18 protein-coding genes are annotated in these 19,221 nt (G+C 65.0%); 10 read left to right on the forward strand and 8 right to left on the reverse strand.

The window, feature by feature from the left end; translation table 11 throughout:
* Window positions 1-111 precede the first annotated feature (111 nt).
* The 5 genes from F562_RS0101005 to F562_RS0101025 all read left to right on the forward strand — a co-directional run bounded on the left by F562_RS0101005 (window position 112) and on the right by F562_RS0101025 (window position 5,404).
* Window positions 112-1,350, forward strand: a complete 1,239-nt coding sequence (locus F562_RS0101005; RefSeq protein WP_018155051.1) for an MFS transporter — start codon at window positions 112-114, stop codon at window positions 1,348-1,350.
* An 83-nt stretch (window positions 1,351-1,433) separates the two neighbouring features.
* Window positions 1,434-3,290, forward strand: coding sequence for a translation elongation factor 4 (lepA, locus tag F562_RS0101010; protein ID WP_018155052.1), 1,857 nt, complete (start codon window positions 1,434-1,436; stop codon window positions 3,288-3,290).
* A gap of 69 nt (window positions 3,291-3,359) precedes the next feature.
* On the forward strand, window positions 3,360-4,028 hold the full coding sequence (gene trmB, locus F562_RS0101015; protein ID WP_051080114.1) for a tRNA (guanosine(46)-N7)-methyltransferase TrmB: 669 nt from the start codon (window positions 3,360-3,362) through the stop codon (window positions 4,026-4,028).
* 9 nt (window positions 4,029-4,037) lie between these two features.
* Window positions 4,038-4,502, forward strand: coding sequence for a hotdog fold domain-containing protein (locus F562_RS0101020; protein ID WP_018155054.1), 465 nt, complete (start codon window positions 4,038-4,040; stop codon window positions 4,500-4,502).
* Complete coding sequence (locus tag F562_RS0101025) at window positions 4,499-5,404, forward strand: pseudouridine synthase (protein WP_026180897.1); 906 nt, start codon at window positions 4,499-4,501, stop codon at window positions 5,402-5,404. Before F562_RS0101020 ends, F562_RS0101025 begins: the two co-directional genes overlap by 4 nt.
* On the opposite strand, the gene F562_RS0101030 is transcribed toward F562_RS0101025, so the two are convergent.
* Window positions 5,367-6,593, reverse strand: coding sequence for a PucR family transcriptional regulator (locus F562_RS0101030; protein WP_018155056.1), 1,227 nt, complete (start codon window positions 6,591-6,593; stop codon window positions 5,367-5,369). The genes F562_RS0101025 and F562_RS0101030 overlap by 38 nt on opposite strands.
* Before the next feature lie 85 nt (window positions 6,594-6,678).
* On the opposite strand from F562_RS0101030, the gene F562_RS0101035 reads away from it, so the two are divergent.
* The 3 genes from F562_RS0101035 to F562_RS17605 all read left to right on the forward strand — a co-directional run bounded on the left by F562_RS0101035 (window position 6,679) and on the right by F562_RS17605 (window position 9,595).
* Window positions 6,679-7,839, forward strand: coding sequence for a ferredoxin reductase (locus tag F562_RS0101035; protein ID WP_026180898.1), 1,161 nt, complete (start codon window positions 6,679-6,681; stop codon window positions 7,837-7,839).
* Window positions 7,840-7,924: 85 nt separating this feature from the next.
* On the forward strand, window positions 7,925-9,163 hold the full coding sequence (locus F562_RS0101040; RefSeq protein ID WP_018155058.1) for a fatty acid desaturase family protein: 1,239 nt from the start codon (window positions 7,925-7,927) through the stop codon (window positions 9,161-9,163).
* 21 nt (window positions 9,164-9,184) lie between these two features.
* On the forward strand, window positions 9,185-9,595 hold the full coding sequence (locus F562_RS17605) for a YccF domain-containing protein (RefSeq protein WP_018155059.1): 411 nt from the start codon (window positions 9,185-9,187) through the stop codon (window positions 9,593-9,595).
* 9 nt (window positions 9,596-9,604) lie between these two features.
* Here F562_RS17605 and F562_RS0101050 read toward each other — a convergent pair whose 3' ends face one another.
* The gene (locus tag F562_RS0101050) at window positions 9,605-10,783 is read right to left on the reverse strand and encodes a GNAT family N-acetyltransferase (protein WP_018155060.1); all 1,179 of its coding nucleotides are present in this window, start codon (window positions 10,781-10,783) and stop codon (window positions 9,605-9,607) included.
* Window positions 10,784-10,828: 45 nt separating this feature from the next.
* Here F562_RS0101050 and hemW point away from each other — a divergent pair, with 45 nt between their 5' ends.
* The gene (gene hemW / locus F562_RS0101055) at window positions 10,829-12,052 is read left to right on the forward strand and encodes a radical SAM family heme chaperone HemW (RefSeq protein ID WP_018155061.1); all 1,224 of its coding nucleotides are present in this window, start codon (window positions 10,829-10,831) and stop codon (window positions 12,050-12,052) included.
* Between the two features lie 6 nt (window positions 12,053-12,058).
* Here the strand turns inward: hemW and F562_RS0101060 are convergent, their stop codons facing one another.
* The 6 genes from F562_RS0101060 to F562_RS0101085 form a co-directional block, all read right to left on the reverse strand.
* Window positions 12,059-12,463 (reverse strand): DUF4870 domain-containing protein, encoded by a 405-nt coding sequence (locus tag F562_RS0101060; RefSeq protein WP_018155062.1) that lies wholly within the window; start codon window positions 12,461-12,463, stop codon window positions 12,059-12,061.
* Between the two features lie 82 nt (window positions 12,464-12,545).
* The gene (gene nadC, locus F562_RS0101065; RefSeq protein WP_018155063.1) at window positions 12,546-13,421 is read right to left on the reverse strand and encodes a carboxylating nicotinate-nucleotide diphosphorylase; all 876 of its coding nucleotides are present in this window, start codon (window positions 13,419-13,421) and stop codon (window positions 12,546-12,548) included.
* Window positions 13,418-14,836 (reverse strand): L-aspartate oxidase, encoded by a 1,419-nt coding sequence (locus F562_RS17610; protein WP_018155064.1) that lies wholly within the window; start codon window positions 14,834-14,836, stop codon window positions 13,418-13,420. Before F562_RS17610 ends, nadC begins: the two co-directional genes overlap by 4 nt.
* Window positions 14,836-15,813 (reverse strand): quinolinate synthase NadA, encoded by a 978-nt coding sequence (gene nadA, locus F562_RS0101075; protein ID WP_156822459.1) that lies wholly within the window; start codon window positions 15,811-15,813, stop codon window positions 14,836-14,838. The genes F562_RS17610 and nadA overlap by 1 nt, the downstream gene beginning before the upstream one ends.
* A gap of 131 nt (window positions 15,814-15,944) precedes the next feature.
* A complete protein-coding gene (locus F562_RS0101080) occupies window positions 15,945-16,832 on the reverse strand; it encodes an NUDIX hydrolase (RefSeq protein ID WP_018155066.1) in 888 nt (295 codons plus the stop codon).
* Window positions 16,829-17,701, reverse strand: coding sequence for a DUF3097 domain-containing protein (locus F562_RS0101085; protein WP_018155067.1), 873 nt, complete (start codon window positions 17,699-17,701; stop codon window positions 16,829-16,831). The genes F562_RS0101080 and F562_RS0101085 overlap by 4 nt, the downstream gene beginning before the upstream one ends.
* A gap of 164 nt (window positions 17,702-17,865) precedes the next feature.
* Here F562_RS0101085 and F562_RS0101090 point away from each other — a divergent pair, with 164 nt between their 5' ends.
* Window positions 17,866-19,074, forward strand: a complete 1,209-nt coding sequence (locus F562_RS0101090) for a S8 family peptidase (protein WP_018155068.1) — start codon at window positions 17,866-17,868, stop codon at window positions 19,072-19,074.
* Window positions 19,075-19,221: the final 147 nt, after the last annotated feature.

Genomic DNA, 19,221 nt, shown 5'->3' on the forward strand with positions numbered 1-19,221 from the left:
ATCAATCGCTTTGTGGAAACCGTATCAGTCAAGTGTGGGGCGGGGGTGAGGTGACCAACGTCTCGCCGCGCGCAGTTGGCGTGTTCTGCCGCTATGCCCCACCGTTGACGGGTGACCGAAACCACCGCACTGCAGGACATCGTTGACGATGAGGGTGTCCAGGAGCAGCCAATTTCGGCCGTCCCTCTCTACCTTGCCTTGTTCGCGCTGGCCCTCGGTGGATTCGCGATCGGTACGACAGAGTTCGTGACGATGGGTCTGCTTCCGCAGATCGCCGACGGCGTCAATATCTCCATCCCCACGGCTGGACATGTGGTGTCGGCGTATGCGCTCGGCGTCGTCATCGGCGCGCCGACCATCGCGGCACTGGCCGCTAAGGCGCCACGCAAGACCGTGCTGGTTTGGCTCATGGTGGCGTTCGCGATCGGCAACGCGGCCTCAGCGTTGGCGCCTTCATACCTGCCGCTGCTCGCCGCACGGTTCGTCTCCGGGCTTCCGCACGGCGCCTACTTCGGCATCGCCTCGATTGTCGCCGCCTCGCTGGTGCCCAAGGCGAAGCGCACGTGGGCCGTGGCGATGGTGCTCGCGGGCCTGACGGTGGCCAACGTGCTCGGCGTCCCCGGCGCCACCTTGCTCGGTCAGCGTGCCGGATGGCAATGGCCGTATGCCCTCGTCGCCGGCATCGCGGCGCTCACCGTGCTCGCGGTCCTGACCTGGGTGCCCTGGCAACAGCCCGATGAGGATTCCTCTATTGGTGCAGAGTTGCGCAGCCTGAAGAAGTTGCAAGTGTGGCTTGCGTTGGGCATCGGCGTCGTGGGCTTCGGCGGCATGTTCGCCACGTTCAGCTATATCGCTCCGAGCGTGACCGAGGTGACCGGCATTTCCGAGGGTGCGATTCCCCTGATCTTGGTGGTCTACGGCGTGGGCATGACGGTTGGCGCAAGCCTGGCCGGCCGAGTCGCGCAGCGCGGCATCATGCGGGGAATCTTCATGAGCCTGGCCGCGATCGCCGTGCTCCTGGGCGTATTCGGGTTCGCGCTGCACTCGGTGTGGACTGCGGTTCCAGCGGTTTTCTTGCTCGGCCTGGTGCCGACCCTGCTGGTGCCCATGTTGCAGACCCGACTCATGGACGTGGCCGAAGAGGGCCAATCGCTCGCTGCCGCGTTGAACCACTCCACCCTCAACATGGCCAACGCGCTGGGCGCCTGGCTGGGCAGCGTCGTTCTGGGCGCCGGCTACGGCTATGAGTGGCCCAGCCGAGTTGGCGCTCTCCTGGCCGTTGCCGGACTGTTCATCGTCGGGCTGTCGGTGCTCGTCGGGTGGAGAGAGCGCGAACGAGCCCGCCTCTAATCGCTCGATGCGGGCTGCGCGCGCAATCGTGGGACACTGCAGGGGTACCCGCCCCATCGTCCAGAGGTAAACCTGTGTCACCGATGGCCCCCACCGGCCTTCCACCGGCTGCTACGCCACCGGAGCAGATCCGCAACTTCTGCATCATCGCGCATATCGACCATGGAAAATCCACGCTGGCCGACCGCATGCTCCAGATCACCGGCGTCGTCGACGCACGCGCCATGCGTGCCCAGTACCTCGACCGGATGGACATTGAGCGGGAGCGGGGCATCACGATCAAAAGCCAGGCGGTACGCATGCCGTGGGCCGCGGATCTCGGTGACGGGGCGGAAACCTTCTGCCTCAACATGATTGACACTCCTGGGCACGTCGACTTCACCTATGAGGTGTCTCGATCGCTCGCGGCGTGCGAGGGAGCGGTCCTGCTGGTCGACGCGGCACAAGGCATCGAGGCGCAGACGCTCGCCAATCTCTATCTCGCGATGGAGAACGATCTGGCCATCATCCCGGTCCTCAACAAGATCGACCTGCCTGCGGCACAGCCAGAGAAGTATGCCGAGGAGTTGGCTGGCCTGATCGGGTGTGACCCCTCCGAAGTCATGAAGGTGTCTGGCAAGACCGGAGACGGCGTGGAGGCGCTGCTGGATGAGATCGTCGCGCAGCTCCCGCCGCCGGTCGGTGACGCCGATGCTCCGGCTCGAGCGATGATCTTCGACTCGGTCTACGACACATACCGCGGCGTCGTCACCTATGTCCGAGTGATTGATGGTCAGCTGAGCCCGCGCGAGAAGATCGCGATGATGTCGACCAAGGCGACCCACGAACTCCTCGAAATCGGGGTGAGCTCACCGGAGCCCAAGCCCAGCAAGGGTCTCGGAGTCGGCGAGGTCGGCTACCTCATCACCGGTGTGAAGGACGTGCGGCAAAGCCGAGTTGGCGACACCGTGACCAACGCCGCCAAACCCGCGCCCGACGCGCTCGGCGGATATCGCGACCCCAAGCCGATGGTGTTCTCAGGGCTCTATCCGATCGACGGCTCGGACTACCCGATCCTTCGCGACGCCCTTGACAAGCTCAAACTCAACGACGCGGCGCTGGTCTATGAGCCGGAGACTTCGGTGGCTTTGGGCTTTGGCTTCCGGGTCGGGTTCCTGGGGATGTTGCATCTGGAGATCGTGCGGGAGCGGCTGGAGCGGGAATACGACCTGTCGCTGATCTCGACCCTGCCCAACGTCGTCTACGACGTTGAACTCGACGACGGAACGCACGTTGAGGTGACCAACCCCTCGGAGTTCCCCGAAGGAAAGATCGCCTCGATCACGGAGCCGGTCGTACGCGCCACCTTGCTGGCGCCGTCGGAGTTCGTGGGATCGATCATGGAGCTGTGTCAGACACGACGCGGCACCCTGCGCGGGATGGACTACCTCTCCGAGGAGCGCGTCGAGATGCGCTACACCCTCCCGTTGGCCGAGATCGTGTTCGACTTCTTTGATGCGTTGAAGTCCAAGACCAAGGGGTATGCCTCGCTGGACTACGAGCCCGATGGCGAGCAGGTTGCCGACCTGGTCAAGGTCGACATCCTGTTGCAGGGTGACAAGGTCGACGCCTTTAGTTCAATCGTCCACCGCGACAAGGCCTACCCCTACGGCACGATGATGGCCAGCAAGCTCAAGGCACTCATCCCACGTCAGCAGTTCGAGGTGCCGATCCAGGCGGCGATCGGGGCGCGGGTCATCGCCCGCGAAAACGTCCGGGCCATCCGCAAGGACGTGCTCGCCAAGTGTTACGGCGGTGACATCAGTCGTAAGCGCAAGCTGCTGGAGAAGCAGAAGGAAGGCAAGAAGCGCATGAAGATGGTGGGTTCCGTTGAGGTTCCCCAGGAAGCTTTCATTGCCGCGCTGTCCCAGGACGCTGGCGCAGAGAAGGCCAAAAAGTAGGTGGCGCAGGACATTCCGGGTATCGAGCACCCGGCTCGCATTAGGTCATACACCCGCCGTGGTGGCCGGATGCCCTCACGTCATCAGCGCGCTTTAGACCGCCATGCCGAGACATTTGTGTTGGACGTACCCCGGGAAGGCGATGGCGGGTCTGTCGTGGCCGATTCACGGCTCGACCTCGGGGCGGCCTTTGGTCGCCAGGCGCCGGTCGTCCTGGAGATCGGCTCCGGTGCGGGGGACTGCGTCGTCGCAGCGGCACGCCAGCACCCAGAACTCGACTTCTTGGCGATGGAGGTCTGGCGCCCCGGGCTAGCACAAACCATTTCTAAGGCCGTCCACGCCGGAGTCGAGAATATCCGCCTCGTGGAGGCCGACGCAGCGCAAGCGTTACCGCTGTTGATCGGACCGGATGAACTGAGCGAGGTGTGGATCTTCTTCCCCGACCCGTGGCCGAAGAAGAAGCATCACAAGCGGCGCCTCGTGACGCCTGAGTTCGCCCAGGTTGTGGCGAATGTCCTTGAGCCACAAGGGGTTCTCCGCCTAGCAACAGACTGGGAAGAGTACGCCTGGCAGATGCTTGAGGTGGTCAACGGCAGCGACCAGTTCGCCAACCTGTATGGCGCCGGGGACGGCTTCGCCCCACGGTTTGAGGGGCGAGTCGAGACCCGGTTTGAGCGGCGTGGGAATCGAGCAGACCGCCCCGTGCGAGACCTGGCGGCACAACTTACTCTCAAGTAACGTCATCCCATGACCTCTTCCTATGGGCTCTATCGTCGACTCCATGGTCGGCCGCTCGGCCAGCGCGCCTTCAGCCTGGGGTACATGTTGAAGGCGCCCTACTTCGCCTCGGTGCGTCCACAGGTTCGCGAGATGGCGCCTCATCGCGGGGTGGTGAGTATTCGCAAGCGGCGGGCCGTGCAGAACCACATCGGAACGATTCACGCGATCGCGGTGGCCAACGGGCTGGAGGCTGCAATGGGCTTGCTCTGCGAGGCCACGACGCCAAAGGGGATGCGCTGGATTCCCAAGGGCATTCGGCTCGACTACCTCGCCAAGGTGCCTAGTGATGTTGAGTGCATCGCCCAGACAGATCCTGCCGATTGGGATCGCGAGCCGCCGTTCCAGGTGGACGTGCGCTGCACCGCGCGGGTGGAGGGTGGCACCGAGGTCGTCTCGGGCGTCATCCCCGTGTGGGTCACCCTCGCCTCGTGAGGCCACCGCTCCCGCGCCGTCTTGGACTGGACCCCTCGTGGGTGCGCTTACCTCCCGGCGGGCCGTGGTCAACGGTCGGTGATTTCGTCAATGCCCGGGTTCCTGAGCGTCAGCGCGAGCGAGTGGCGCAGATGTTTGCCACGGGGGAGTACGTCGACGATGCCGGAGCAGCCATCGCGCCAGAAACTCCCTACCGGCCCGGACTGACGATCTGGTTCCACCGCGACCTCCCCGACGAGATTGACGTGCCTTTCGACGTCGATGTGTTGTACGCCGACGACCACCTAGTCGTGGTCGATAAGCCACACTTCCTGGCGACGATGCCACGTGGCCGGCATGTGCGGCAGACCGTTCTGATCAGACTGCGCGAGCAACTGGACCTACCCGACCTCTCGCCGCTGCACCGGCTTGACCGCGATACCGCTGGGGTTCTTCTGCTGGCGGCTGATCCGGCGGTTCGTGGTGCATATCAGCGACTGTTCCAGGAGCGCCAGGTCGCTAAAAGCTATCTCGCGGTGGCGCCCCACCGCGACGGCCTGGCCGAGACGGTCGAGGTCCGGAGTCATCTGGTGAAGCACCGCGGGGTGTTGCAGGTCCAGGAGGTCGACGGCGCGACGCCTAACGCTCATACCACCGTGAAATACGTTGCTGGATATGGCAATTCGGCGCTCTATCGGTGCGTGCCGCACACCGGGAAGACCCACCAGATTCGGGCGCACTTGGCTTCGCTCGGCGTCCCGATCCTCAACGACCCGCTCTATCCGCGAGTCGTGGACAGGGCGCCGGGCGACTTCACCCGACCGATGCAGTTGTTGGCCGAGTCGGTGCGCTTCACCGACCCGCTCACCGGCGCGGCACGGGAGTTCAGGAGCCGCCGTCGGCTTTCGCTGCCTCCGGATTGACCGGGTGCCCCAACGCCACCGTGAGGGCAAGCATCGTCTTCGGATCATCCAGTTGGTCGCCGTAGGCCTCGCGAAGTTGGGTCATGCGATAACGCACCGTCTGCGGGTGGACGAACAGTTCGGCAGCAACGGCCTCCCGTCGACCGTGGTGAAGCACCCAGGAGCGCAGGGTTTCCGCCAGCTTGTCCGCTGTGCCAGGTCGCATGTCATTCAAGGGGCGCAGGACAGCCGCGCGTAGGTCGTTCAGGGCCTGCTGGTCCGCGGTGAGTATCAACGGCACAAGGTGTTCGTCGGTATCGCCGGTGAGCCCAAGCTGGGCCGTACGCAGCGTGCGGTCGCACGAGGCGCGTACCTCCCGCCAGGGGCGGGCCGGGCCGACCACAGCGCCCCGGCCCTGGGTGGCTCGGCGAAGAGCGGGTCTGCCCTTGTCATGCATGTCGGGGACGAGAAGAAGCGATCGTTCATTGAGCGTGTCCGTGGCGTCGACGACGTCGGCGAGATCGTCCAGCACGAGTGTGGTGGAAGGGAGCAGCGCCCGCAGTGCGCGCAACTGTGCCACCGGGCATAGGACGGCGGTCAGCGTGGTGGGCGGGGTCCAGTCTGCTCGCGCGCAGGCATCGTCAAGCACCTCAGCTGAGGCGCCCCGGATGAGGTGTCGGGCGACCTGATGGAGCAGTCGCTGCCGAGCGCGACCTGCACTCGCAAGTTCGTCCGCGTGACCGGCTGCGGAGGAATCGGAGAGCTCATCGATATAGAGGAAGACCAGTTCAGCGAACTCGGCCAGCTCACGTGGCCCGATTCCGGCATCGAGGGCACTGGCGGACAGATGCCGCCATGCGGTGCGGGCCCCGATCCGGTAGGCGGCCAGTAGCGCTTCTGGGGTGCGTCCGCCGCGGGCCTCGCCGCGACCGAGTTGGTAGGCACCATCCAGCGCGGGCGCGCGCGGCGTGGTCGGCCCGCTCTCACGAGAAGCGATGATGATGAAGCCGTCGAGGGCGACTTGCACGGCCTGCCGAATCGTGGCGCCCATCTGACCGCGCAGCGCGTCACGATAGGACTCGACGCCGGCCACGACATCGGCGACGACGTCATCGGCGACCCGTGGGAGCTCCGCGCGAAGCGCGCTGACGACCTCCTCAGGTAGTCGCCGGGCGCGTCGTGAGGGATGTGAGGCCGATCCGGGTGCCATCTTTGTTCCCTCCGAACAAACTAGTGGGGCCGATTCACGTCTGAGGCACAGGATATTCGCTTTCCGATGTAGCAGAGTAGGTGTCATGAGAAGTTCGGCTGTTTTGACCCCCGGCAGCTCCGGGCGCCCACGCCGCGATAGCGGATGGAGCCGCGCTCTGCGCGACCGCGCGGTCAAGGTCGCCGAGGCCGCGGTGACGCCATACGACCCGGCGGACTTCCTCGACCTCTTCCACCCGCTGCGCGCCGGTGCCGAGCTGCGGGCGCGCATCGTGTCCGTGCAGCCAGAGACCGCTGACGCAGCGACGATCGTGCTCCAGCCCGGCGCTGACTGGGCAGGTCACGTGCCCGGCCAGTTCATCCGGATCGGGATCGACGTGAAGGGAGTCCGCCAGTGGCGCGCGTACTCACTCACTCACGGCCCGCGTCAGGACGGTCTGATCTCCATCACCGTCAAGGCCGTGCCCGGCGGCATTGTCTCCTCTCACCTGGTCCACGAAGCCAAGCCCGGCACCCTGGTCCATCTGGAGCAAGCGGCGGGTGAGTTCGTGCTGCCGACCGAGTTGGCTGGACACAAGATGCTGTTTGTCACCGCGGGGTCGGGGATTACCCCGGTCGTCGGGATGCTGCGCAACTTGTTCCCGGTCACTGACGAGGGCGTGCTCCAGCTTCCGCGTAGCCGCGGTCTCGACATCACCGTCGTTCACCTTGCTCGGACCGAGTCTGAGTCGATCTTCATCGACCACCTGCGCGAACTCAACGCCGCTGGCGCGATTCGCTTGATCGCGCGGATGGACGACGTCCATGGCGTGCTCAACGTCGACTTCCTCGACGGGCTCGTGCCCGATCTCGCTGATCGCACGACCTACGCCTGCGGTCCCGCCGGCTTGCTCAGAGGGCTGAGCGAGCACCACGAGATGCGCGACTTGCCGTTGTTCACTGAGCAGTTCCGGCTCGCCGATGTCGTCCCGGCTGAGGGCGGCACGGTCACGTTCTCCAGTGCGGTCGTCGAAGCAACTGGCGACCAACCGATTCTCGATGCCGCTGAGAACGCCGGTGTGCTCATGCCGAGTGGGTGCCGAATGGGTATCTGCATGGGCTGTGTCTTACCGATGACCGAAGGCGCAGTACGCGACCTTCGCAACGGCGAATTGACCGTCGCTCGCCCCGGCGAGACCGCCAGCGGTGGCGTCAAGGTGCAAACCTGCATCTCGGCGGCCGCCGGACCCTGCACTTTCAACCACTGACCGGCAAACGCCGCTCAACCGACAAACGCCGCTCAACCGACAAACGCCGGTCGAGCTTGTCGAGACCATCGAGAGGAATCATCCGATGACGGCCATGACGAAGAAGTCCGAGAACCCGACCGAGCACCTCACCCCTGAGGACATCGAGCAGATCGGCGTCGAGCTCGACGCCATCCGGCAGGACATCATCGACTCCCGCGGAGCCGAGGACGCTGCCTATATCCGCAAGGTCATCAAGGCCCAGCGGTCCCTCGAGCTGGGCAGCCGGGCAGTGCTGTTGTTCAGTGCCCTGCCGCCGGCATGGGTGGTGGGCACGGCCGGTCTGACGGTCGCCAAGATCATCGACAATATGGAGATCGGCCACAACATCATGCACGGCCAGTGGGACTGGATGCGTGACCCGAAGATCCACTCCTCAACCTGGGAGTGGGACAACGCCTCAACCGCTGAAGGCTGGAAGCACAGCCACAATGAGGTGCACCACACCCACACCAACATCATCGGCAAGGACAACGACCTCGGCTACGGCATCATGCGCGTCGATGAGGACCAGCAATGGACGCCGGCACTGTTCGGGCAGCCGGTCTACAACTTCCTCAACATGCTGGTGTTCGAATACGGCATCGCGGCGTACGACCTCGAACTCGGCCGTAATCTTCGGTTGCCGAAGGAGCGCCGCCCCGCGTCGTTCCAGCGCAATCTCAAGGCCACGGTGAACAAGATTCGCGGGCAGGCGACCAAGGATTACCTGGTGCACCCGGCGCTCTCCTTGGCCACTGGGTCTTTCTTGACGACGCTGGCCGCCAACCTCACTGCCAACGTGGCACGCAACGTGTGGACCCACTCGGTCATCATGTGCGGGCACTTCCCTGAGGGTGTGGAGACCTACGAGAAGGCCGCAATCCCGGAAAGCGAGACCCGTGGCGAGTGGTACCTGCGGCAGATGCTCGGCGCGGCCAACATCTCCGGCTCCCAAGCCGTGCACTTCATGTCGGGCAACCTGTCGCACCAGATCGAGCACCACCTTTTTCCCGACTTGCCGTCCAACCGCTATGCCGAGATCGCGCCGAAGGTTAAGGCGCTCTTCGAAAAGTACGACCTCAACTACCACACCGACCCGTTGCCCAAGCAGGTCTTCTCCGCGTGGCACAAGGTGGTCCGGCTGTCGCTGCCCAATGGGTGGATGGAACTGACCAACCGCAAGAACTTCGTCCAGCAGCTCGGTGTCCTCAAGAAGGTGTCGACGGCCGACCCGCGTACGCGACGCAAGATGCTCAAGTTGATGGACGCACAGGCCAAGCGCCAGGCGCGGGCCGCGGCCTAAGTCCACGGAGGGGTTGCACATATGAGGTTGCTACTGAACATCATTTGGTTCGTCTTTGGTGGCTTGTGGTTGGCCATCGCCTACGCGCTGGCCGGGCTGATCATGTGCATCCTGATCATCACGATCCCATTCGGGGTGGCGTCCTTCCGGGTCGCGTCCTACGTGCTGTGGCCGTTCGGGCGCACGATTGTCGAAAAGCCAGGAGCCGGTGCTGGGTCAGTCCTGCTCAACATCATCTGGTTCGTTCTTGCGGGCTGGTGGCTGGCTATTGGACATCTCATCACCGCCGTCGCGCAGGCGATCACGATCATCGGTATCCCGCTGGCGATCGCCAACGTCAAGTTGATCCCGGTGACCCTGGTGCCCTTCGGCAAGGACATCATTCCCAGTGCCGCAGTCCGACCCGATCAACGCCAACTGCACACAGTCTGAGTGACGGGCTCAGAAGTAGTCGCGAATGTGTGGCTGCCGGCCTGAGAACGTTGCGTCCCAATGGGAGTCATCGCCGGTGTCGCCGGTGAGCAGCCCGGCGCGGCGCAGGTCGGTCTGGTTGTGCGTTCCTGCAAAGCGCAGTGCCAGTCCCCGCGCGGTGAAATTCGTGTGTGCGTGCTCGACTGAATCTATTTGAGCCGCACCGGAGTTCACCTGCAACCGGTATGCCCCGTCCTGGTCTGGCACCGGCAGGCCGTGCACAGCAAAGGTCAGGTCGAGGTCGAGCCAGTTGGGGTAGGTGCGCAGGGCGAGTGCGCGCGCGACGTCAAGGATGGCGATGCCATAAGGCAGTGCGCGCTGCACCGTCCAGTCGTCGCCGGTAAGCACGATTTGAGCGAGGTCTGGCTGGGAGGTGTCGAGCAGAGTTCTGGGGGCGACCGGCGCGAAGGTTCCAAACATCGACAGCAACTGCCGCATCGCGTGATCGCTGAGGGCGACCAGGTCGTGGATCTTGAGGATCCCGCCGGAGTCGTAGCCATCGGCGCGGTCCCATAGGGCATAGCCAGCCGCGGTGCCGTCCTCGTCGTAGGCGATCGTGATGGCCTGAAAGGCGTCCAGAAGGTCCGCATCCGAGACCGGGAAGCTCGCCCCGTCCCTGGTGAGTGGACCGTTGTGGGCTTGGGCCCACTCGGAGTAGAGCCGTCGCACGAGGGGAATGTCGTCCACCGCCGCGCGGCGGACGCTGCCGACGGTTGGCCGTACCCGCGCGAGGGCTGTGGTCGGGATGACTGTCTGGTCGTAGCTCGCGAACGTCTCATAGCCGAACTTGCGATAGATACCCGGAGCGGTGGCATACAGGGTGCTGATGGCGGCGCCGTGCTCCACGGCTTCGGCGAGCGAACGCTCGAAAAGTGTGGTGAGCAACCCGCTTCCGCGTTCCTCGGCACGCACCTTGACGCTGGCGATGCCCACCGTGGGAATGCGTGCGCCCCAGAACCACGACTCGTAGTCTCGGAGCCGAACGGTCGCGAGGATGCGGTCGCCTTCGGTGGTGACGTACGTCTTCCGGCCACCTTCTTGCGGGTGCGGAAACGGGCTCTGCGCGGCCGGATAGCCGAAGCTCTCTGCACTGAACGCGGCCAGGGCCTCGCCATCGTCGGCGGTCGCCAGGCGGGTTTCATACGTCACGCCCCGATGCTACGGGCGGTTGGCTGACCCCGGACAATGGCACACATGCCGAGTGCGCTGCCCGATGGAGAACCCGCGCCACGTGATGGTGAGTTGCCGTCGTCGGCGTTGCAAGGGCTTGGGGAACGCCCCTTTGGGCTATACGTCCATGTGCCTTTCTGTTCGGTGCGCTGTGGCTATTGCGACTTCAACACCTACACGCTGCGCGAGCTAGGTGAGCACGGTGCGAGCGTTGACTCTTTTGCGGAGGCAGCGGTCGCCGAACTTGACGTGGCCACAAGGGTTTTGGGCGATGAGCGACCCCAGATCGATACCATCTTCGTGGGTGGTGGCACTCCCACGATGCTGGCGCCTCAAGACCTGGTGCGCGTCGTGTCGGCGGCCCGCGAGCGGTTTGGGCTGAGCGACGCTGCGGAGATCACCACAGAAGCGAACCCGGACTCGGTGACGCCTGAGTCTCTCCGGATACTTGCCGACGGCGGATTCACGCGCGTTAGCCTCGGGATGCAGTCGGCGGTTCCTCACGTGCTGCGGACCCTCGACCGGACGCATGACCCAGCGAACGTGGCGCGGGCGGTTGAGGGTGTGCGGGAGGCCGGGATGCAGGTCAGCGTGGACTTGATCTATGGCACTCCTGGGGAGGCACTAGAGGATTGGCGGAGGAGTCTTCAGGAGGCAACGGCACTGGACCCTGATCACGTCAGCGCCTATGCGCTGGTCGTCGAGCAGGGCACCAAACTGGCCGCCCAGGTGCGTCGTGGTGAGGTCACGATGCCGGACGACGATGACGAGGCCGATAAGTACGAACTTGCCGATGAATTGCTCTCGGCCGCAGGCCTTGGGTGGTACGAAATCAGCAACTGGTCCCGCGACGACGCGTCACGCTGCCACCACAACGAGCTCTATTGGCAGGGCGCGGATTGGTGGGGCATCGGCCCGGGAGCGCACAGCCATATTGGGGGCGTGCGGTGGTGGAATGTCAAGCATCCCAACGCTTTTGCCGCCAAACTCGCAGCGGGTGAGTCGCCGGCCCAGGCGCGGGAGGTGCTGACCGAAGAGCAACGCCATGACGAGAAAGTCCTCCTAGGAATCCGTCGTGTTTACGGCCTGGATCGTGACGTGCTCAGCCCCGCCGGCCGCGGAGCGGTGGCGGGGCTGATCGCAGACGGACTCATCGACGGTGCCATGGCGTTGCGCGGGCGAGTGGTGCTCACCCGGCGTGGGCGCCTGCTCGCAGACACCGTCGTACGTCGACTGCTGGGCTGGTGACCTGGGTCAGGACAACACCTTGATCTGGAACGGATAGTCGTAGATTTCACCGTTGCTGGCACGGATCGCGCCCTTGATGTGGCACCACAGCGAGACCACGAAGATCACGATCATCAGGGGGATGCCGATAATCGCGCCGATCACGGTGAAGGTGAGCAGCAAAGACACGACCAGCAACACCCAGAAGGACAGGTTGAAGTTGAACGCACCCGCGGCCGCGCGACGGACATACGAGCTCTTGTCTTTGTAGATGGCCCACATCGCCAACGGGCCTAAAAGGCTCAAGGTGCCCACGCTGAGGAGGGCAGCGATAGGAGCCGAGAGATGGGCCAGAATCGCGATGCTGCGGTCGCTGCCGGTGTTCTGCTGGGAAAGGGGTGGCTGCTGTGAGTACGGCGGCGGTGCGGACATGGTTTCCTCCCAATGGGTACGTACTCAGAACAACCAATGTTGTCGCGTGCCCGTTCCCCGATTTCGACTTCTCAGGGTCGAATCAGGGTGACCCCTGGAGAGTGCGGGCATCGAGGCCCACGTCTAGGCAGCGCGCACTGTGGGTGAGCGCGCCAACAGAAATGAGGTCTGGCCCAGCCTCGGCGTAGGAGCGGATCGACTCTGCGGTGATACCCCCGGACACCTCCACGGTCAGTGGCGCCGGGTGTTTGCGAACAAGGGATACGGCTTCGCGTACTTGATCGGGGGTGAAGTTGTCGAGCAAGACTGCGTGGCAGGACGGATGGTCGCGCTCCAACGTCAGCAGGCGGGTGAGTTGCGCCAACGTGTCGACCTCGACCTCGACGGCAACCATGTGGCGACGTCGACGTGCCAACCGCTCGTGAACGGCATCCAGTCCACCAGCGAGCGCGATGTGGTTGTCCTTCACCATGATGGCGTCGTGCAGCCCGAATCGGTGGTTGACCCCTCCGCCGTCGAGCACCGCGCGCTTCTCTAACGCGCGCAGACCTGGCGTAGTTTTGCGGGTGTCGGTGACCTGGACGCCAGTTCCGGCGACTTGCTCCACAGCCTGCCTGGTGCCGGTGGCCACGCCTGACAGTCTTCCCAGAAGATTGAGCGCAACGCGCTCGCCGGCCAGCAGTGAGGGGAGCGGTCCACTCAGCTCGATGGCGACGGAGCCGGGCGCGATCGTGTCACCGTCCGACAGGCGGGCGGTCACGTTCACGGAGTCGTCGAGTTGTGCGAACGTCTCTCTGACACAGTCAATTCCACTGATGACGCCGGGTTCTCTGAAGACGACTTCGGCTTGTCCCTCGCGGTCGGGGAGGACGGTGATGCCGGTGAGGTCGCCAACCTCCCCGAGGTCCTCGGCCAGTGCGGTAGACACCACTCGTTGAAGTGCACGGCTGGAACTCACGATGTTGCCTCCTGCAGGGCGGGTTCGTCTGTTCGACGGTGTGCGCCGACGCTCATGGGATGGGCTAGCGCGGAGCGCGCAAGGAGCCACGCGACGTAGGCGTCATCCTGATCAACCGCTGCAGCGAGGCGAGCAACAGCACTGCTGAGACCGTCTCGGTCGCGAAGCACGCCGCACGTCTTCCCCAGGATCGAACGCACTTCGGCGCGGTCCATGGCGGCCGTTCCGTGGGCCGTCATCTGGGCGGGGTCGGCTGCTGGAAGGTCGATGCCTTGGGAGCGCTCGCCGGAACGGATCGAGCGGCCCGCCGCACGTCCCGTGACAACCGCCTCCAGCAAGGAGTTGGACGCGAGCCGGTTCGCGCCGTGGAGACCGGTACGGCCAACCTCGCCGACGGCGTACAGGCCGGGGACTGTCGACCGCGCTGACTCATCGACGGTCACTCCACCCATGGCGTAGTGGGCCGCGGGGCGGATCGGTAGTGGTTGGTGTAAAGACAACCCGTGGGACGCGAGAAGCGCTGTGACAGCGGGGAACCGGCTTTCGACTTCGGGAATCTGAGTTGCATCTAGGTGCACCTGTCGGCCCCGTTCCAACTGATCCCAGACGGCGGCTGCGACGACATCACGCGGCTGGAGTTCGTCGACGAAACGTTTGCCGTCAGACCGCAGCAATGCACCGGCACCGCGCAGGGCCTCGGTGAGGAGAGGTGCTGGGTCGGCGCCGACGTCCAGGGCCGTCGGGTGGAACTGCACCAGGTGCAGGTCATCGATCCGTGCCCCGACGCGAGCCGCGAGCGCAATTCCGGACCCCACCGCGCCAAGAGGGTTGGTGGTGTGAGGGTAGAGGGCGCCAAGTCCGCCCGTTGCCAGGACCACGGAGTCCGTCTCGAGCAGAACGCTGCCGCAGGCGCCTTCGATGGTCACCCCGCAGATATGTCCATCGCGAAGGTGGAGGCGCGTCGCCTTGTCATGCGGGTGGACCTCGATCCGAGGGTGGTCCGCGACATGGCGCGCGACAGCCAGGGTGATGGCCTCGCCCGTGCGATCGCCGGCGTGCGCGATGCGGTGGTGGCCGTGGCCGCCTTCCAGGGCAAGGTCATAGGCGCCGCTTGGCCGTCGATCGAAGACGACTCCGAGCGCGGCGAGTGAAGCGACGACCTCGGGCGCCGCTGCGGTGATCCGAGCGATGGCGGTGGGGTCGCCGTACTCCGCACCGGCGCGCCACGTGTCGCGGGCGTGATGGGCCGGGGAGTCCTCCTCGCTGAGTGCCGCAGCGATTCCGCCTTGAGCCCATTTGCTCGCGGTGCCGTCCGTGAGGTCGCCGGCCGTGACCAGGACGCAGTCGCGCTCGGCGGCGATGTCCAAGGCAGCGGTCAACCCCGCAAGGCCGGAGCCGATCACGACCGGGCGCATCAGGAGACCTCGAGCATGCGCTCGATGCTGCGGCGTGCGGCGTCGGAGGTTGCCGGGTCGAGGGTCACCTCGTGCTGTCCGTGTTCGAGCGCGGCCCGAATGCTCTGCAGAGTGTTGCGTTTCATGTGGGGGCACAGATTGCACGGGCGAACGAAGTCCACATCGGGATGCGCCGCGGCGACGTTGTCACTCATCGAACACTCCGTGATCAGGGCGACGCGCGCTGGTTTCTCGCGCTCGACGTAGTCCTGCATCTGGGCAGTCGAGCCGGCATAGTCGGCTTCGGCCACGACGTTTGGGGGGCACTCGGGGTGAGCGAGGATGGTGACACCCGGGTGACCCTGCCGGATCTGAATAATGTCGAGCGGTGTGAAGCGCTCGTGCACCTCACATGCGCCAGGGTGAGTGATGACCCGAACTCCGGTCTGCGCAGCGATGTTTCGTGCGAGGTACTGATCGGGAATCATGATGACCTCAGGCACGCCGAGCGCCTCGATCACCTTCAGTGCGTTTCCACTGGTGCAGCAGATGTCGGACTCAGCCTTGATGGCGGCACTGGTGTTGACGTACGTCACCACGGGTGCGCCAGGGTGCGCCGCGCGAAGATCGCGGACCTGCTGCGGCGTGATCGACTCGGCGAGGGAACAACCTGACCGCAGATCAGGAAGGAGCACTCGTTTGCCTGGGTTGAGCAGTTTGGCGGTCTCGGCCATGAAGCGCACCCCGGCGAGGACGATGGTGCCCGCCTCGACCGTTTGAGCCTCCCGGGCGAGGGCGAGCGAGTCGCCCATGATGTCGGCCACGCCGTGGAAGATCTCCGGAGTCATGTAGTTGTGGGCCAGGATCACCGCGTCGTGCTCGCGCTTGAGCGCGTGAATCGCATCGATGTCATCGGCAAAGGTGGCCCACTCCACCTCAGGAATGACGTGCCGGACGGCGGCGTAGGCCAGATCGCTAGGCCGAGTGGTGGTCGTCATCGTGACCATCCTTTCTGCTCAAATTGAGCAAATGCTAACACTGAGCATAACCCATACCCAGGGTCTAACTGCGTTAGGTGCCCTTGACTCGAAAATTTCCCGGTCAAGGGCACCTAACGCAGTTAGGGCGGCTAGCGGGCGCGGGGGATCGGCAGTTTGGTGCCGACTTGCTGGCGCTCGGCAAAAATCTCTCGGCGATAGCGGTAGAGCCGGGCTGGTCGTCCGCCGGTGGCATGGGTGCTCTCGCCAGTGGGCTCCACGAGTTGGTGCTGGTGCTCCACGAGTCGGCGGAAGTTCTGTTTGTGGACTTCTTGTCCGGCGAGGGCCTCGGCAACGTCCTGCAATTGCCCGAGTGTGAACGATTCCGGCATGAGTTCGAAGACCACCGGACGGTATTGCAACATCGCTCTGAGTCGGGATAGCCCGGTGGCGACAATACGCCGATGGTCGTGCAACATCGAGGTGCCCAGTTCAGGCGAAATCGGTTGGTGCTGTGGAGATTCCGCGACCAGACCTGCTTCCCACAGCAACTCATAGCGTTGGAGTGCAAGGTCTGGTTGCCAACGATGAACGCCGAGACCGAACAGGTGGTCACGGCGCTCACGGCGCTCCGTGGATCCAGGCCCGCGCCCGATCCACGGGTCGAGGCGTTCACTCAACTCACTCCACGCCGGCACGCCTGGCCGTCGGTCCTCCCACGGCAGAGCTTCGTATGCCGCCAACCAGCCAGCCGGGTCGGTCGCGGCGCGGGTGAGCCCCAGGTACGAAATCGACACAACGCGGTCTTCGCCGTCGCCGCGCCCCAGGTCGGCGAAGGTGTAGAGCTGCTGGATGAAGCCGAGACTGTGGCCCGTCTGCTCCGCGACAAATGAGCGCACTCCGGTCTGGAGGGAGCGTTCGGTGGGCGCGAGCGGGCCTGCAGGAAGTTGCCGCGGGGTACTGGACGCCAGGACGGCAGGCACCCCGTCATCGACGGTGATCACCACTGCGACAAGCTCAGTCTCGCCTGTGAGGGTCATGTTGGCGCCGTGACGAAGTCGATGAGTTCCTCCACTCGGCCGAGCAACTCTGGCTCGAGGTCGGCGTAGGTCCGAACGGTCGACAGGATGCGCTTCCATCCGTGCGCGACGTCGGCCTGGCGGGCATGCGGCCACCCGAGCTCGGCCAAGATGCCGTGCTTCCAGGAGGTTCCGCGGGGGATGACCGGCCATTGGGTCCATCCGAGGCGTTCGGGGCGTACCGATTGCCAGACGTCGACGTAGGGATGCCCCACGATGAGGACATGCTCACTTCGCGCAGCGCGGCGGGCTTCCTCCACGATCCGCGTCTCCTTGGTCCCGGGGACCAGATGGTCGACCAGGATGCCGAGTCGACGGCCGGGCTCGGGATGGAAATCGCGGATGACCGCCGAGAGGTCATCGACACCGTCCAACATCTCGACTACGACGCCTTCGACGCGAAGATCCTCACCCCAGACCTTCTCGACAAGTTCGGCGTCGTGGCGCCCCTCGACCAGGATGCGCGAGCCCAAGGCGACTCGGGCCGGTGCGTTGGCGACGGCGACCGAGCCCGACGCCGTGCGCGAGGAGGCCTGCCGCTGCTCGGCGAGAGCGGCCTTGGCTGCGGCGGTCGGCGCGGTGAGCTCGACCGGCTTGCCCTCGAGCAAGAAGCCCGTGCCGAGGGGGAAGGCCTTGGTCTTGCCGCGCCGGTCCTCGAGGTGGACCACGTGCATACCGCCAGCCTTCTCCACACTGACGACCGCGCCACACCATCCGGTCTGCACTTCTTCGACGACCAGGTCGATGGTGGCCTCGACGGGTCGGGAACGGCCGCGCTTGGGCGCGCGCCAATCAGTTGACAGGACATCCTGCCCGTAGCGGTCGGTCACGATCGCCAGGGTAGGCAATGTCAGCCGTTCTGGCGGTGCGCAACGCGCTAGGGGACACGCGCGCTCATTTTTGACCGAATCCATAGAGCCGCCAGACCCACACCATGCCTTTGCGTTGCTACCTTCGCGGCCACCACCAATCCACGAAGGCCAGGAGAGTTGCCATGAACCACCGTTCACGTCGAACTGCTGCGGCAGCATTCGCCGTTGCCGCCGCGGGCACGATGGCGCCGTTTGCGAGTGCCGCCGATGCCGCGCCGACCAGTGATGCGAAGCACGTATACGTCGTCGAGGTCGCCGGGGCTAGCCGTGCCGCCGTGTCCACTCGTTCGGCAGAGCGCGCTGAAGCGGTGCGGTCCACCTTCGAAGTGACCCCGCGACGGACCTTCCGGTCGGCGATGTCCGGGTTTAGTGCCTCCATGACTCCGCAGCAGGCGGCGGCGTTAGAGCAGCGAAGCGACGTGGTTCGGGTGGTGCGCAGCGACTTCCGCGCGAACGTCATTGGGACCCCGCCCAAGCGGGACAGCCAACGGAAGGCGGCTGCGGGCGCGACCTGGGGCCTGGACCGGATCGACCAGCGACAACTCCCCTTGAACTCCGCCTACTCCACGACCAGCAAGGGCGCTGGGGTGACCGCCTATGTCATCGACACCGGCGTCAACGCCGCGCACCCGGACTTCGGCGGTCGCGCCACGCAGAAGGTCAACTTCGCAGGGGATGGCCTCAACAAGGATTGCAACGGACATGGCACCCACGTCGGTGGCACAGTCGGTTCGACGACGTACGGCGTTGCGAAGGCAGCGAAGATCGTGGGCGTGAAGGCGTTCACCTGCGCCGGCGACACGTCGCTGGAGATCTTGCTCAGCAGTTTGGACTGGGTGACCGAGAATGCCCAGAAGCCCGCGGTGGTCAACACTTCCTGGCAGTTCGAAGACCCCGACGGTGTGCTGAAGGCGGCCACCGAGCGGATGAACGCCGCCGGCATCACCCACGCGACCGCGTCGGGAAACTCCGGCGGAGACAACTGCAGCACAGCTCCGCGACACAGCGAGCTGCCGATTGTCGTGGGGAACTCCACGAAGACCGACGACCGCAACGCGTTCTCCAGCACCGGAGCCTGCGTCGATGTGTACGCGCCGGGCACCGACATCACCAGCCTGGACTATGACGGTGCCGGTACCGCGCCCAGGACCGGTACCTCGATGGCATCGCCGCACGTGGCAGGGGTGGCGGCGCTTTACTTGGAGAAAAACCCGAACGCGACTCCAGCGCAGGTCAAGCAGTGGATCGAAGACACTGCCACCCCTGACGTAGTCAACGGCGGAGGCACCGGAGGCACCGTCAACCGGCTGTTGTTCACCGGCGGGCTCTAGTTCGACCTGAACTCGCACGTGCGGCGGCCGCCCTCGGCAACGGGGGCGGCCGCCGCACGTTTTCGCCGCACCCGGGAGCGTCGGTAGACTGGCACTCAGGCCTGACGAGTGCCAAACGAGTGCCAAGTGACAACCAAGGTTGGGTCG

Source organism: Demetria terragena DSM 11295 (assembly GCF_000376825.1).
GTDB lineage: Bacteria > Actinomycetota > Actinomycetes > Actinomycetales > Dermatophilaceae > Demetria > Demetria terragena.

Coding starts and splice junctions, on each gene's coding strand:
- lepA (WP_018155052.1), top strand. CDS start 1,434: ATGGCCCCCACCGGCCTTCCACCGGCTGCTACGCCACCGGAGCAGATC.
- trmB (WP_051080114.1), top strand. CDS start 3,360: ATGCCCTCACGTCATCAGCGCGCTTTAGACCGCCATGCCGAGACATTT.
- F562_RS0101020 (WP_018155054.1), top strand. CDS start 4,038: ATGACCTCTTCCTATGGGCTCTATCGTCGACTCCATGGTCGGCCGCTC.
- F562_RS0101030 (WP_018155056.1), bottom strand. CDS start 6,593: ATGGCACCCGGATCGGCCTCACATCCCTCACGACGCGCCCGGCGACTA.
- F562_RS0101035 (WP_026180898.1), top strand. CDS start 6,679: ATGAGAAGTTCGGCTGTTTTGACCCCCGGCAGCTCCGGGCGCCCACGC.
- F562_RS0101040 (WP_018155058.1), top strand. CDS start 7,925: ATGACGGCCATGACGAAGAAGTCCGAGAACCCGACCGAGCACCTCACC.
- F562_RS17605 (WP_018155059.1), top strand. CDS start 9,185: ATGAGGTTGCTACTGAACATCATTTGGTTCGTCTTTGGTGGCTTGTGG.
- hemW (WP_018155061.1), top strand. CDS start 10,829: ATGCCGAGTGCGCTGCCCGATGGAGAACCCGCGCCACGTGATGGTGAG.
- F562_RS0101060 (WP_018155062.1), bottom strand. CDS start 12,463: ATGTCCGCACCGCCGCCGTACTCACAGCAGCCACCCCTTTCCCAGCAG.
- F562_RS17610 (WP_018155064.1), bottom strand. CDS start 14,836: ATGCGCCCGGTCGTGATCGGCTCCGGCCTTGCGGGGTTGACCGCTGCC.
- nadA (WP_156822459.1), bottom strand. CDS start 15,813: ATGACGACCACCACTCGGCCTAGCGATCTGGCCTACGCCGCCGTCCGG.
- F562_RS0101080 (WP_018155066.1), bottom strand. CDS start 16,832: ATGACCCTCACAGGCGAGACTGAGCTTGTCGCAGTGGTGATCACCGTC.
- F562_RS0101090 (WP_018155068.1), top strand. CDS start 17,866: ATGAACCACCGTTCACGTCGAACTGCTGCGGCAGCATTCGCCGTTGCC.